Origin of the sequence: Catellatospora sp. NPDC049609, assembly GCF_040675365.1 — a bacterium.
Taxonomy (GTDB): domain Bacteria; phylum Actinomycetota; class Actinomycetes; order Mycobacteriales; family Micromonosporaceae; genus Catellatospora.
Window position 1 is genome coordinate 53,616 of record NZ_JBFAOU010000012.1, and the last position, 13,958, is coordinate 67,573.

The following is a 13,958-nucleotide window of genomic DNA, read 5'->3' on the forward strand; positions in this document are numbered from 1 at the left end:
GAGGCGACCAGTGGTTTCTCTGAAGTCGCCGCCCCCACCCGGTTGCAGCATGGGAGACAGGCCGGTCCCGCGGAAGGAGGTGCGAACCATGCGGTATCCCGAACGGCTCAGCGTCTGCATCCAGGTTGACCGGGCCGCCGCCGAGACGCTGCAGGACCAGATCGTGCGGCAGATCGTCCACGCCATCGATCGTAATGTGCTGGTCCCGGGCGGTCGGGTGCCGTCGACGAGGACGGTCGCCTCGGTGCTGCGGGTGTCGCGCTCGGTCGCCGTCGCCGCGTACGACCGGCTCTTCGCCCTGGGCTACCTGCGGGCGCGGCCCGGCTCCGGCACGTACGTGGCCAGGCCCGCGACGGGGCCGGTGGCCGCGGTCGCCGCCGCCGACCCCGCGCGCCGCGTCGACCTCGTGCCCGGCCGGCCCGCGATGGAGGGGTTCCCGGTCGCGCAGTGGCGCTCGGCCTGGCGGGCCGCCTGCCACCGCCCGCCCCACGCCGACGGCGCGCAGCCCGCCGCGGGCAGCCTCGCCCTGCGCGAGGCCGTCGCCGACCACCTGCGGCGGGTACGCGGCATCGCCTGCACCGCCGCGCAGATCGTGATCACCTCCGGCGCGCGGCACGCGCTGGACCTGGCCGTACGCGCCGCGCTCAAGCCCGGAATGCGGGTGGCGGTGGAGAACCCGGCCCGGCCCGGCACCCGCCGCATCCTCGCCGAGCGCGGCGTCGAGACGGTGCCGCTGGCGGTGGACGCCGACGGCGCCCGGATCGAGGACCTGCCCGCCGACGTCGACGCCTGCGTGGTGACCCCGGTGCACCACTTCCCGACCGGGGCCGCGCTGTCGCCGGTGCGCCGCGCCGCGCTGGCCGGCTGGGCCGCCGCCGGGCACGGCCTGCTCCTGCACAGCGACGAGGGCTGGGAGTTCCCGGCCGACCCCGCACCGGTGCCGGACCTGCTCAGCGCGGCCGGGATCGACCACGCCGTGCACCTCGGCTGCTTCTGCTGGATGCTCGGGTCCGGCCTGCGGCTCGGCTACCTGATCGCGGGCGAGGAGGTGGTCGGCCGGATCGGCGAGCTGCTGCAGCTCACCGGCGAGCAACCGGCGCCGCCCGCCCAGCACGCGCTGGCGCAGCTGCTGTCCTCCGGCACCGTGGCGCGCCATCAGCGCCGCACGGCCCGCGCGTACGAGGTCCGGCGCGAGCTGCTGCGCGAGGCGCTGGACGGGCTGGCCCCCACGGCCCGGCTGCGCGGCCTGCACGCGGGCGCGCACGCCGTGCTGGAGCTGCATCCGGCCGTGCCCGCCGCCGAGGTCGCCGGCCGGCTCGCCGCGCGCGGTGTCACGGTGCGCACGCTCGCCGACTTCCACGCCGGGCCGGGCGCGGGCAACGGGCTCGTGCTCGGCTACGGGCACCTCGACGAGCAGACCCTGCGCGGTGCCGCGCGGCTGGTCGCCGCGGCGGTGCGCACCGCCTGACCCCTTTGTCGCCCCCACCGTGACGACCGGCGATGGTAGAACCGCAGTCAGCGGTCGGCGCCGGAGCGGAGGAGTGGATAACGATGGCCACAGCGGAGAACGCCACGGCCGTTGTCGCACGACCGGCCGTGACCGGTTCACCGGCCGAGGTCGCCTCGCAGGCCCTGGTCAGGTCACCGGCCGAGGTGGCCTCGCCGGCCGAGGTCGAGTCACCGGCCGAGGTCGGCCGGACGCTGCGCCGGACCCTCGCGGCCGGGGCGGCGCTGGGCGCACTCGCCTTCACGGGCGACGAGCTGCCGGGCCTGGCCGGGGACGCCGTGTTCACCCTGTTCGGCAACGGCTTCGCCTGGGGCGCGGCCGCGCTGGTCACCGGATACCTGGTGCGGGGCGCGCGGCGGGCGGCCGGGGTCGCGACCGGCCTGCTGCTGGTCGCCACCGCCGTGTACTACCAGCTCATCCTGGTCGTGTCGCGGCGCTGGAGCGGCGGCTACCAGGAGGACGGGTCGTCACACGACCCCCTCGGGCTGCTGTCGGTGGCCCGTGCGGCCGCGTTCTGGCTGGCCATGTCCGTGGTCGCCGGGCTGGTGCTGGGTCTGCTGGGCAACCTGATCCGCGAGCGCGGGCCCCGGCTCGCGGCGGTCGCTGCCGGGGTCGCGGGAGGCCTGCTGGCCGCCGAGGGCCTGCACACCCTGTGGGTGATGCAGCCGTGGCGGAGCGCCGGTCTGTCGGACGCCTTCTACCTGACCCGCCTCGCCATGTACGCCGCGACCGTGCTGCTGGCCGTCGCGATCGTCACCCTGCTGGTGTCGCGCCGCAGGCCCCGTCGCTGGTCCGTCTACGCGATGTCACTGGCGCCCAGCGCGGCGCTCGGTGTCCTGGCATGGCACGCCGTGGACGCCGTACGCGCCGTCCTGTGAGCGGGCGGGCACGTCCCGCGCGCCGCCACGACCGCAGCAGCGGTGCCTCACCACCTGTGGGCCGTGGCGGCGCGAGACATGACTAGCCGCGGAGGAAGTCGAGCAGGACGGGGTTGAAGGCGGCCGGGTCCTCGAGGTTGGGCAGGTGCCCGGCCCAGTCGAGGATCACGTGCCGGGCGCCGGGGATGCGCGCCGTCAGCACCTCGGCGATCTCGCCGAAGTAGTCGACGTCGAGCTTTCCCGACACGACCAGGGTGCGAGCGGTGATCGCGGACAGGTCGGGCTCGGTGTTGTCGCCCGCCACCTCGGGGCCGGCGAGCTGCACCTCGAACGCGTGGCGCTGCATCGCGTAGACCGCGTGCCGGGTGGCCTCGTCCGCGCGCGGGCCGACGAACGTCTCCACGTTCAGCGCCGTGGCGGCGTCGACGTCGCCCGCCTCCAGCAGCTCGTCCTCGCGCGCGCCGAACGCGGCGATGGCCGGGGTCGGCGGGTGGCCCCGCAGCGCCGCGCACACCAGCGCCAGGGTCGACACGCGCTCCGGCCGCCAGGCGGCGACCTCCCCGGCGACCCGGCCGCCGAACGAGGCTCCGACCAGGGCCGCCTGCTCGATGCCGTACTCGTCGAGCAGGGCGAGCACGTCCTCGACGTTGCTGTACGCCGCCGTCGGGGCGGGGGTGTCGCCGAAGCCGCGGAAGTCCAGGGCCAGCACCCGGAACCCGGCGTCCAGCAGCGGCTGCCGCTGGGCCTGCCACATCCGGCGGTCGCAGACGGAGGAGTGCAGCAGGACGACGGCGGGTGCGTCGGCGGGACCTTCAAGATCATGAGCGAGGAGCATGGGGCGAGCCTAGCGAGCGATCATCAGGTGCTGTCCAGCGGATAAGCGATGTCGCCGGCTGACATACTGCCCGGATGCGGTTGACGAAGACCTTCTCCGAGCAGCAGTTCGCCCAGGCCCTCGAGTCCTGGGCCTGGCTCGGCCTGGCCGGGCGCAAGCCGCTGTTCACCTCGCTGTTCGGCGACGTGTTCCTGGCCGGGCCGGACGGCTGCTGGTACCTCGACACCATCGAGGGCGCGCTGACCCGCCCCTGGGCGTCCGCCGCCGAGCTGGAACGGGACCTGTCCACCGAGGAGGGCGAGAACCGCTACCTGCTGGCCGGGCTCGCCGAGGCGGCCGAAGCCCGCGGTCTGGTCCTCGGCCCCGACCTGGTGTACTCGTTCATGCCGCCGCCGGTGCTCGGCGGCGGCGTCACCGTCGAGTCGGTGAGCGTCGAGGACTTCGCCGTCGCCGTGAACATCGCCGGCCAGATCCACGACCAGGTCCGCAACCTGCCGCCGGGCACGCGCATCTCCGGCGTGAGCCTGGGCTGACCCGAGCCGCCGAGGTACACCGGATCACGCTCGGATCGTGCTGCCGGAAAGCGCCGATCAGCGCCGCGAGGAGCTGCGGCCGGGGTCAGGGCACGGCTCGCAGGCGCGGGATGAACGCGGACGGGTCGAGGCCGGCCAGGCCGTCGCGCTCGATGAGGGCCGCGAGCGACCGGGACCAGGCGACGAGTCCGGCCACGTCGATGCCGTACGGCGGCGCGGCGGCGTACGCCTCGATGCGGTCGGCGGCGCGGCCGAGCAGGCGCGGCGCCCCGGCGGCGTTGCCGCGCCGGGCGTGGGTGAGCCCGACCGCCAGCTGCGCGAGCCCGCGCCACAGCTCGCGCTCGGGGTCCGGCGCGGCCTTCCAGGCGCCCTCCAGCACCTCGTGGGCGTGGAACGCGCGGCCGCCGTCGAGCAGCTCCTGGGCCAGCGCCAGCGCCTGGTCCGGGGCCAGGTGGAGGTCCTCGGGCATGGTGGGCAGTCCCTGAGTGCCGCGCGGCAGCGGCCGGCCCAGCTCGTCGCGCGGACGGGCGTTGCGGGCCCGGCCCGAGTCGTCGCGGTCGCGGTCGGCGGCGGTGCTCATCCGTCCATCCTGCCGCGTTCCGTCCGGCCCGGACAGCGCTTCGACGGGGCGGCGGCGGTGGCGATCGTCTCGTACGCTGCCGCACCATGGACATCGACGGGGAAACGACTCCGGCCGCGCCGCGACGGCGTACGCCGCAGCTGGTGGCGGGCGTGGTGGCGGTGCTGCTCGCGGCGGGCGCCGCCTTCGCGGTGTGGCAGCTGACGCGATCCGACGACGCGGGCACGCCCGTGGCCGCGGCGTCGTCCGGGCCGCCCGAGCAGCTGGTGAGCTGCCGCTCCCGGCCGGAGCCGGCACCGGGCGCGCGCCAGGTGGGCGCGGTGCCCACGGCCGCGCCGGGCGCGGGCACGGTCGTCCTGGCGGTGACCACGAACCTCGGCGTGATCGAGATCGTCATGGACCGGGCACGGACGCCGTGCACCGCCGGGTTCCTGTCGTTTCTGGCCGGTGCGAAGTTCTTCGACGGCACCGAGTGCCACCGCCTGGTCACCGGCAGCCTGAAGGTGCTGCAGTGCGGCGACCCCACCGGCACCGGCGCGGGCGGTCCGGGCTTCGCCTTCGACGAGGAGAACCTACCGGGACTCGCGCCGACCCCCACGCCCACCCCGTCACCGTCCTGCGCCGGCGTCACCGTCGTCGAGGGCGAGTCAGTGCCGGGTGGGGGGATGCGGATCACCGTGCCGAGCGGCCTCGCGCCCAGCGGCAACTTCGTGATCAAGATGCCGGGAGCCGCGGTCGAGGGCGGCCTGGGCTGCCCGTTCGCGCGGCAGCGCGAGGTCCCGGAGATCATGTATCCGCGCGGCAGGGTGGCGATGGCCAACCGGGGGCAGCCGGGCACCAGCGGCAGCCAGTTCTTCTTCGTGTACGACGACAGCAGGCTCGGTGCGAGCTACACGCCGTTCGGCCGGGTCGCCACCGGGATGGAGATCATCGACCAGGTCGCCGCCGGCGGCGTCGTGGCCGGGGCGGGCACCGACGGCCGGCCCGTCACCGCGCTGACCATCCTGAACGTCACCGTCCGGCCGGCCTGACGCCCGCCGCGCCCTGGCCTGCTCCGGTCAGGCCGGGGCGCGGCGCAGGGCGCCCCGCCCGTCGAGCTCGGTGAGCGCGGCGTTGAGCTGGTCGACCTGCTCCGGGGTGTGCGCCGCGGTGAGCTGCACCCGGAAGCCGACCTGCCCGCGCGGCACCAGCGGGTACGCGGCCAGCGTGACGTACACGCCGCGCCGCCAGAGCAGCTCGGCCGCGTCGGCGAGGTCGTACCCGGCGGACAGCGGCAGCTCGATCACGGGGGTGGCGTGCCGGTTGGGCGTGTACACGCCGAGCTGCCGCAGGTGCGCCAGCACCCGGGCGGTGAGCTGGTAGAGGGTCGTGCGCAGCCGCTCGCCGCGCGACTCGTTGACGTCGAAGCCCGCCAGCACCACGGCCAGCGAGTGCACCGGCGACGGTCCGGAGTAGAGGTACGGCGGGGCCGCGAGCTTCAGGCGCTCCTTGACCGCCGTCGGCACCGCGACGAACGCCAGCAGCGCCGAGTACGCCTTGGAGAAGCCGCCGACCAGCACCACGTCGTCGTACGTCTCGGCGCAGTGGCGCACTACCGCGTTGCCGCGCGCGCCGTACGGCGTCCCGTCGCCCTGCCCGCCGTCGCGCTCGCCGATCACGCCGAAGCCGTGCGCATCGTCGACGTAGAGCGTGGCGCCCCACTCGCGGCAGACCGCGGCGAGCGCGGGCAGGTCGGGCACGTTGCCGGTCATGCTGTTCACGCCGTCGAGGCAGACGACGCGGGGGCGGTCGGCGGCGGCGGAGCGCAGCAGCCGCGCCAGCTCGTCCGGGTCGTCGGCGTGCCAGCGGTAGAGCTGGGCGCCCAGGCCGCGCGCGTACGCGCCGCCGTCGTAGATGGTCTTGTGCGCGCTGGCCTCGACGAACACCGCGCCGCTGTCGACCAGCGCGGGCAGCACCGACAGGTGGATGTGGGTGATCGTGGGCAGCACCAGCGTGTCGGGCGCGCCGAGCAGCTCGGTCAGCCGCTGCTCGATGTCCGGGTAGAGCCGCGGGTTGCCCAGCAGGCGGGACCAGCCGGGGTGGGTGCCCCAGCGGCGCACCGCCGCCTCGCCCGCCGCGATGATCTCCGGATCGAGGTCGAAGCCCAGGTAGTTGCAGGACGCGAAGTCGGTGAGCCAGTGGTCGCCGATGCGGATGCGCCGGCCGTCCACCTCGTCGATGACCGCGTCGTACATCGGGGTGACGGCGCGCAGCCGGTCCAGCTGGTCGGTCGACGGCACCCTGTGCGCGTCGGGGGTGTGCACACCGGATGCCTGCGTCACGCTTCCTCCCGCCCCTGGCCCGCAACGTGGAGTCCCGTCACGCGGCCACCTTCTGCTCGGTGATGACGCTGATCGCCTGCTCGCCGGTGAGCGGGCGGGCGAACAGGAAGCCCTGGCCGTAGCGGCAGCCGATGCGCGACAGCAGGTCGCGCTCGACGGTGCGCTCGATGCCCTCGGCGATGACCTGCAGGCCGAGCGTGTGCGCCAGCCGGACGATGCCGTCCACCAGCGCGGCCTGCTGCGCCGAGGAGGCGATGGTGCTGGTGAACAGCCGGTCGATCTTCACCACGTCCAGCGGCACGTGGCGCAGGTAGCTCAGCGACGAGTAGCCGGTGCCGAAGTCGTCGATGGCCACCCGGATGCCGGTGGTGCGCAGCTCGGTGAGGTCCTCCCAGACCTGGTCGTCGTCGCGCAGCAGCAGGCTCTCGGTGATCTCCAGCATCAGCTGCTGCGGGGGCAGGCCCTCCGCGGCGAGCACGTCGGCCACGCTCGCCACGAAGCCCGGGGTGCGGAACTGGCGCGCCGAGACGTTGATGCTGACGTACGGCGCGGCGTCGCCCGCCTCCCGCTGCCAGCGCGCCGCCGCGGCCACGGCCTGGTACAGCACCTCGGTGCCGATCGCCACGATCTGCCCCGACTCCTCGGCGACCTCGATGAACTCGCCGGGCAGCAGCCGGCCGCGGGTGGGGTGGTTCCAGCGCACCAGCGCCTCGTACCCGGCGGTCATGCCCGTGCGCAGCTCGACGATGGGCTGGAACTCGACGGTGAACTCCTTGCCCGCGATGGCCTGGTCCAGCTCGGTGCGCAGCTCCAGCCGCTCCACGATGGCGGTGTGCAGGTCCGGCTGGTAGCGGCGCCACTGGCCCTTGCCCTCGCCCTTGGCGACGTACAGCGCGAGGTCGGCCTGGCGCAGCAGCTCCGGGGCGCTGCGGGCGTCGGCGCTGGTGGCGATGCCGATGCTGGCCGCGCCGGAGACGAGCCGGTCGTCGATGGTGAACGGCTCGCCGAGCGCCTCGACGATCCGGTCGGCGACCTCGTCGATGCCCGCCGCGTCGGGCGCGCCCTCGATCAGCGCGGCGAACTCGTCGCCGCCGAGCCGCGCCGCGACGTCGTCGGCGCGCAGCACCGCGGCCAGGCGCTGGCCGACCGCCCGCAGCAGCCGGTCGCCGTGCTCGTGGCCGAGGGTGTCGTTGACCACCTTGAAGTCGTCCAGGTCGATGAAGAGCACGCCGACCACGGAGCCGTCCGCGTCGGCGCGGGCGATGGCCTGCCCGATGCGCTCGGCGAAGCGCACCCGGTTGGCCAGGCCGGTGAGCGAGTCGTGGTAGGCCAGATGGGTCAGCTCGGACTCCATCCGGCGCTGGTCGGTGACGTCGCGCAGGGTCAGCACCAGCCCGCCGACGGTCGGCTCGGCGCGCAGGTCGCGGCAGGAGATCTCGGTCTGCACGGTGGTGCCGTCGGGGCGCAGTACGGTCCAGTCCGACGACGGGGACTCCGCGCCGGGCCGCCCCTGCCTGGCGGCGGCAGCCTGGTCCGCCTCGTCGTCGGCGGCGGCCAGCGCGAACAGGTCCGCCATCAGCGTGTCGTGCGGCCCGGCGACGAGCTCGGAGAAGTTCCGGCCGGTCAGCTCGGCGGTGCCGAACACGGTGTGGGCGGACGGGCTGGCGTACCGGATGCGCCCGGTGTCCGGTTCGATGATCAGGATCACGTCCGCGGCGTTGTGCACCAGCGTGCGGAAGTACTGCTCGCTGTTGTGCCGGGTGATCTCGTTGCTCAGCATGATCCGCTCGATGGCCAGCGCCGCCTGGGAGGCCACCAGCTCCATCGGCATCTGCAGGTAGCTCAGCGAGTTCTCGTCCGAGGAGATGAGCAGCACGCCGATGTGCGGGTCGCCGGTGGGGCGGTCCTCCAGCGCCAGCGGGCAGATCATGGTGATCTCGAACCCGCCCATCCGGGCCGCGATGTCGGGCGGCAGCGACCGGGTGAACCGCAGCCGCGAGCCGGTGGTCACACCGGGCTGGAACAGCTCGGGCACGCTGCCGTCGTTCATCACCATGGTCACCCGGTAGTCCGCGCCCGGCGGCAGCAGCCGCTCGGCGGTGCGTTTGAGCGCCCAGGTGACGCCGTCGACGGTGGTGGCCGACATCAGCGCGGCGTTGCTGGCGCGGATGCCGCTGGTGCGGATGGTGTTGCCGCGGTAGCTGTTGATGACGCCGAACAGCCGGGCCAGCGTCAGCAGCACCGTGGTGACCACGAAGGCAACGATGACCATGGGGTACTGCAGCCGGCCCTGGCCCACGCCGATCACCAGCACGGCCAGCGGGAGCAGCACGAACACCGCCAGCAGCGCCTGGTGCAGGGTGCGCATCTCGCGCGGTCGCACCACGCGCGGGGTGGTGAGGTCGGCCATCGACGGGTGCAGTGCGGCCGCGCCCCAGCAGGCGTAGAAGACGATCCAGCCGAGGTCGACCGGCCCGCCCACGGCCCAGAAGCCGTGCAGCTGGACGAGCCCGTACATCACGTCGGCGGCCATCAGACCGACCGCGCCCACGGTGAGCAGGGCGACCGTCGGGCTGAACGGCACCACCGAGATCAGCCGGCCGACCGTGGCGAGGATGAGGATGTCGCCCAGCGGGTACGCCACGGAGACCAGCCGCTGGCTCATGGTCAGGTCCTGGTTGAGGATCTGCGGGCTGATCAGGAAGATCCAGGAGAGCAGGCCCAGGCCGGCCGTGACGATGAGGGCGTCCAGCGGGACCGTGCGGTCGCGCGCCGCGGCGCCCGCCTTGGACAGGCCGAGCAGGCCGATGGTGACCGCCGGGTACATCGCCAGGTAGAGCATGTCGGCGGGCGACGGGAACGGGTTGACCCGACCGAGGTAGTCGGTCATCACGTTGTAGAGGGTGTCGCCGGCGCACAGCAGGAGCAGGCCCAGGATCATCCAGCACCAGGGCGACCAGCGCCGCGGGCGGTACCGGAACAGGCCGTACCCGATCGCGCCGGCACTGCTGAGGCCGATCAGGCACCACAGCGGGATGTGCGCGGCGGGCAGGGCGTAGAACGCTCCGGCCAGCACGGCCATCCAGACGCCGTACCAGGCCATGACTCTGCGGGCTGACACGCTCCTCCTTCCGGCGCGGCAGGCGGGGCGGCACGCGGCCCGAATTAAGCGATTATGACAGCTTTTCGTATACGTTATCGCCTCCGCGACCCCGGATGCGCGCGATATGTCCAGGTCAGCGCCCTGCTACGCGCTTCGTCCGGGCTGCCGGCCCGCCAGGAGACCTGGCCCACAAGCGGGACAGATCCGGAATCTCGGAAATGCCCGCTCGGTTGAATCCCCTCGTACGACTTCCCAACGAAGGGACCTACCCGTGGTCAACGTCGACCTGATCAAGCGCGCGTCCTTCCGTGCCGTACTCGCCGCCACCGGTATGGCAGTGCTGTCCGGCATCGCCGCGAGCCCCGCGGCCGCCGCCAACCAGTCCACCGCTCCGGAGGCAAAGCCCGTCGCCGCCCCGATGGCGGCGCCCGCCACCAAGGCGGAGGCCAAGGCCGTCGCGGCACCCGCCGCCAAGGCCCCGGCCGCCAAGCCCGCCGCCAAGGCCCCGGCCGCCGCGCCGAAGGCCGAGACCGTGGCCAAGGCCCCGAGCCGCCAGCAGCTGATGCCGGCGCCGGTCGCCGAGTACCAGACCGCGTTCAAGCCGAACGCCGACCAGAAGCGCAACGCCGAGGTCATCATCGAGACCGGCCAGAAGATGGGCCTGCCGCCCCGCGCCTGGGTGATCGCCGTCGCGACCGCCGCGCAGGAGTCGACCCTGAACAACTTCGGCCACCTCGGCGACCGGAACGACCACGACTCGCTGGGCCTGTTCCAGCAGCGTCCGTCGGCCGGCTGGGGCACGCCCGAGCAGATCACCGACCCGGTGTACTCCGCCAAGGCCTTCTACAACGGCCTGAAGAACGTGCCCGGCTACGACAAGATGGCGCTGACCGACGCCGCGCAGACCGTGCAGGTCTCGGCGTTCCCGAACCACTACGCCAAGTGGGAGAAGATGGCCGCCGACCTGGTGCTGGCCAAGTACGGCCAGGGGCCGTACGCCGGCTGACCCTACTTCGGCGCGCGGAAGCCCCGCTACTGCTACAACAGCAGGAGCGGGGCTTCGCCGTGTGCGGGGGAGGGCGGGTGGGCGACCGGTTCGAGGTCCGGGTGATCGCGCGGGCGGCCGATGGTGACCTGGCGCACTTCCCGGACGTGGCGCGGCTGCCCGGCGGGCGGCTGCTGGCCGCGTACCGCGAGGGCGCCGGGCACGTCAGCCACGAGGGCCGGATCCGGACCACCGCCTCCGACGACGGCGGCCGGACCTGGTCGACGCCGGTCGTCGCGGTGGACGGCCCGTACGACGACCGCGACCCCAAGCTCGCCGTCCTCGCCGGCGGCGCGGTGCTGCTCAGCCACTTCACCCTCGACTGGAGCAGCGCCCGCGACTTCACCGTGCGCGGGGTGTACGTCCGGCGCAGCGACGACGGCGGCCACACCTGGTCGGCGCCGGCCGCGGTCGGCACCGCGCTGCGCGACCCGGCCGCGCACGGTGCCGTCGCCGAGCTGCCCGGCGGCGACCTGCTGATCCCGCTCTACGGCATGCCGCGGTCCGGCCGGTGCTCGGTCGCCGCCGCGGTACGCAGCACCGACGGCGGCCGGACCTGGCCCGCCGCGTCGGAGACCGTGCTCGCCGCGCGCGACGGCGTGAGTTTCCAGGAGCCGACGCTGACCGTGCTGCCCGGCGGCGGGCTCGTCGCGCTGCTGCGCACCACGGGCGCCCACGCGTGGCTGGCGCGCTCGGCCGACGGCGGGCACACCTGGTCCGCGCCGCACGAGCTGGACCTGCCCGCCTCGTCCCACCACGTGCTGGCGCTGGACGGCGGCGGCGTGCTGGTGACGTACGGCGACACCTCCGGCCGCTTCTCGCCGCGGCGGATCACCTCGGGTCGGCTGGTGCGGCATCCGGAGCGGGACTGGACCGGCGTGCCGGACCTGCCGCTGTACGACTCCGGCGTGGACGACCAGGCCAACCCGTCCAGCGCCGAGCTGCCCGACGGCCGCCTGCTGACGCTCTCGTTCGACGTGACCGCGGGCACGGTCGTCGGCGTGGTCACCCACCCCGGCGACTACCCGGCCTGAGCCGGCGGCCGGTTGACGGTCCGCGCCGGGACTCGTGTCGCATGCGTCGGTGCCCGCCTTCGGGCAAAGCGTTAAGAAGGGCACCTTCTGCAACGCATGGCGTTAAGAAGGTGCCCTTCCTTTCTCAACGGGCGGCGTGGGCGGGGGTGCGGGTGCGGGTCGGGCCGTCGATGAGGGCGTCGGAGTGGCGCGGGACGGCGTTGCCCGCGTCGGCGGTGTAGTCGGCGGGGTGGGTCGCGTCGCGGCCGGCGGGGACGCGCAGGCCGCGCAGGAGCAGGGTGCCGGCCACGACGACGAGCAGGTTGACCGCCAGGGCGAGCAGGCCGGTGTAGACGGTGGCGCGGGTGTCGACACCGAGCTGGGCCAGGGGCAGGTTCGAGCCGCCGAAGTGGGCCTTGACGATGCGGCCGTCGGCCGCGCGCTGCGGGATGTGGTACATCGCGACCAGGCCGGTGAGCAGGCCCGACAGCAGTCCGGCGGCCAGGGCGTAGCGGTGGAACCAGGCGGTCCACAGGCCGAGCACCACGGCGGGCACGGTCTGCAGCACGACGACGCCGCCGATCAGCTGCAGCTCGATGGAGAACTCCTGGTCGAGCAGCAGGATCGCGGCGAGCGCGCCGAACTTCGCCAGCAGCGACACCCACCGGCTGACCCGGGCCTCCTCACGCGGGGTGGCGTCCGGGCGCAGGTACTCCCGGTAGATGGAGCGGGTGAACAGGTTCGCCGCGGCGATGGACATGACCGCGGCCGGGATCAGCGCGGCGACGCCGATGGCGGCGTAGCCGATGCCCGCGCACCAGGCCGGGAAGACCTCGTGGAACAGCTGCGGCACGACCGTGTTCAGGTCCCCGCCGACCGGGCGCACGCCCTGGCCGATCGCGAAGAAGCCGAGCATCGCCAGCAGCCCCAGCGCCAGGCAGTAGACCGGCAGCGCGGCCGCGTTGCGCTGCACGGTGGCCCGGTCGCGGGCGGCCAGGATCCCGGTCAGCGCGTGCGGGTACGCGAAGATCGCCAGCGCCGAGCCGAGCACCAGGGTGAGGTAGCCGGACCAGCCGCCCTCGGGCAGCAGCAGCCCGCTGGCCGGGGAGGTGTCGGCGGCGAAGCGCTCGCCCGCGCCGCGGAACGCCGCGACCCAGCCGCCGGACATGGCGACCAGCAGCACGATGGCCAGCACCAGCCACAGCATCAGGATGTCCTTGGCGATGGACAGCAGCGCCGGGGCGCGCAGCCCGGACCGGAAGGTGCAGACCGAGGCGACGGTGACCGCGGCGAGCAGCGGCCACTCGCCGGTGACGCCGAGCGTGGCGAACATGGCGCGCAGCGCGACCAGCTGCACCGCGATGTAGGGCAGCGTGGCCACGATGCCGGTGACCGCGACCAGGGCGGCCAGCCCGCGCGAGCCGAACCGGGCGCGGGCGAACTCGGCGGAGGTGACGAAGCCGTGCGCGTGCGACACCGACCAGGTGCGGGTGCTGATGACGTAGGCCATCGGCGCGCTGATGATGGCGAACGGCACCGCGAAGAACCCGGCCGCCCCGACGCCGTACACCAGCGCCGGCACCGCGATGTAGGTGTACGCCGTGTACATGCTGCCGCCGAGCAGGAACCAGGTGACCCAGTTGCCGAAGGCGCGCCCGCCCACCCCCCACTCCTCCAGCGAGTGCAGGCTGTGCGGCCGGCGCCAGCGCGCGGCGAGGAAGCCGAGCAGCAGCATGGCGCCCAGCAGTGCGGCGAAGGTCCCGATCTCGACCTGGCGGGCGGTCACGGCCGCCGCTCCCGCTTGCTCAGCTGGTACACCAGCGCGGTGACCGCCATCGCCAGGAACGCGCAGCCCACCTGGTACCAGTAGAAGAACGGGATGCCCCACAGCCGCGGCTCCAGCCGGTCGTACAGGCCGACCGGCAGCGGCGCGAGGATGGGGATCAGCAGCAGCCACTGCGCGCAACGCCGTGCCGGACGTGCTCCGTGCTCGGCCACCGTGCCTCCTTTCCGGATGCGCCCCGGCGGCGGCCGGAACGCGCTGAGTGATCAGGACACTGTCTGCCGGTGACGGGCCGTCGGCATCGGCGAAATCACCGGTCTTGCCGCGCGCGATCATCAGCGGCCGCCCACCCCTTCCGCC

12 protein-coding genes are annotated in these 13,958 nt (G+C 74.0%); 6 read left to right on the forward strand and 6 right to left on the reverse strand.

Annotated elements, in window-relative coordinates; translation table 11 throughout:
- The first annotated feature begins 88 nt into the window (after positions 1 to 88).
- Together AB0J67_RS05820 and AB0J67_RS05825 are read left to right on the forward strand one after the other, a co-directional pair.
- Complete coding sequence (locus AB0J67_RS05820; RefSeq protein WP_363476668.1) at positions 89 to 1,468, forward strand: PLP-dependent aminotransferase family protein; 1,380 nt, start codon at positions 89 to 91, stop codon at positions 1,466 to 1,468.
- Positions 1,469 to 1,596: 128 nt separating this feature from the next.
- A complete protein-coding gene (locus AB0J67_RS05825) occupies positions 1,597 to 2,385 on the forward strand; it encodes a DUF1388 domain-containing protein (protein WP_363476670.1) in 789 nt (262 codons plus the stop codon).
- A gap of 82 nt (positions 2,386 to 2,467) precedes the next feature.
- On the opposite strand, the gene AB0J67_RS05830 is transcribed toward AB0J67_RS05825, so the two are convergent.
- Entirely contained in the window at positions 2,468 to 3,220 is a 753-nt protein-coding gene (locus AB0J67_RS05830) for an alpha/beta fold hydrolase (protein WP_363476672.1), read from the reverse strand.
- A 74-nt stretch (positions 3,221 to 3,294) separates the two neighbouring features.
- Here AB0J67_RS05830 and AB0J67_RS05835 point away from each other — a divergent pair, with 74 nt between their 5' ends.
- Positions 3,295 to 3,753 carry a hypothetical protein gene (locus tag AB0J67_RS05835; RefSeq protein WP_363476674.1) on the forward strand — a complete coding sequence of 153 codons (459 nt, stop codon included), beginning with the start codon at positions 3,295 to 3,297 and terminating at the stop codon, positions 3,751 to 3,753.
- Between the two features lie 85 nt (positions 3,754 to 3,838).
- Here the strand turns inward: AB0J67_RS05835 and AB0J67_RS05840 are convergent, their stop codons facing one another.
- The gene (locus AB0J67_RS05840) at positions 3,839 to 4,333 is read right to left on the reverse strand and encodes a DUF309 domain-containing protein (protein ID WP_363476676.1); all 495 of its coding nucleotides are present in this window, start codon (positions 4,331 to 4,333) and stop codon (positions 3,839 to 3,841) included.
- Positions 4,334 to 4,419: 86 nt separating this feature from the next.
- Between AB0J67_RS05840 and AB0J67_RS05845 the strand changes: the two genes are divergently transcribed.
- Positions 4,420 to 5,364 carry a peptidylprolyl isomerase gene (locus AB0J67_RS05845; protein ID WP_363476678.1) on the forward strand — a complete coding sequence of 315 codons (945 nt, stop codon included), beginning with the start codon at positions 4,420 to 4,422 and terminating at the stop codon, positions 5,362 to 5,364.
- A 27-nt stretch (positions 5,365 to 5,391) separates the two neighbouring features.
- Here AB0J67_RS05845 and AB0J67_RS05850 read toward each other — a convergent pair whose 3' ends face one another.
- The gene (locus AB0J67_RS05850; RefSeq protein ID WP_363476680.1) at positions 5,392 to 6,654 is read right to left on the reverse strand and encodes a pyridoxal phosphate-dependent aminotransferase family protein; all 1,263 of its coding nucleotides are present in this window, start codon (positions 6,652 to 6,654) and stop codon (positions 5,392 to 5,394) included.
- Between the two features lie 37 nt (positions 6,655 to 6,691).
- Positions 6,692 to 9,775 (reverse strand): EAL domain-containing protein, encoded by a 3,084-nt coding sequence (locus AB0J67_RS05855; RefSeq protein ID WP_363476682.1) that lies wholly within the window; start codon positions 9,773 to 9,775, stop codon positions 6,692 to 6,694.
- A 253-nt stretch (positions 9,776 to 10,028) separates the two neighbouring features.
- On the opposite strand from AB0J67_RS05855, the gene AB0J67_RS05860 reads away from it, so the two are divergent.
- Both AB0J67_RS05860 and AB0J67_RS05865 read left to right on the forward strand, forming a co-directional pair.
- The gene (locus AB0J67_RS05860; protein ID WP_363476684.1) at positions 10,029 to 10,763 is read left to right on the forward strand and encodes a hypothetical protein; all 735 of its coding nucleotides are present in this window, start codon (positions 10,029 to 10,031) and stop codon (positions 10,761 to 10,763) included.
- Between the two features lie 77 nt (positions 10,764 to 10,840).
- Positions 10,841 to 11,836, forward strand: coding sequence for a sialidase family protein (locus AB0J67_RS05865; RefSeq protein WP_363476686.1), 996 nt, complete (start codon positions 10,841 to 10,843; stop codon positions 11,834 to 11,836).
- A gap of 124 nt (positions 11,837 to 11,960) precedes the next feature.
- Here AB0J67_RS05865 and AB0J67_RS05870 read toward each other — a convergent pair whose 3' ends face one another.
- Positions 11,961 to 13,601, reverse strand: coding sequence for a sodium:solute symporter (locus tag AB0J67_RS05870; RefSeq protein WP_363476688.1), 1,641 nt, complete (start codon positions 13,599 to 13,601; stop codon positions 11,961 to 11,963).
- Positions 13,598 to 13,813, reverse strand: a complete 216-nt coding sequence (locus AB0J67_RS05875; protein WP_363476690.1) for a DUF3311 domain-containing protein — start codon at positions 13,811 to 13,813, stop codon at positions 13,598 to 13,600. Before AB0J67_RS05875 ends, AB0J67_RS05870 begins: the two co-directional genes overlap by 4 nt.
- Positions 13,814 to 13,958 lie beyond the last annotated feature (145 nt).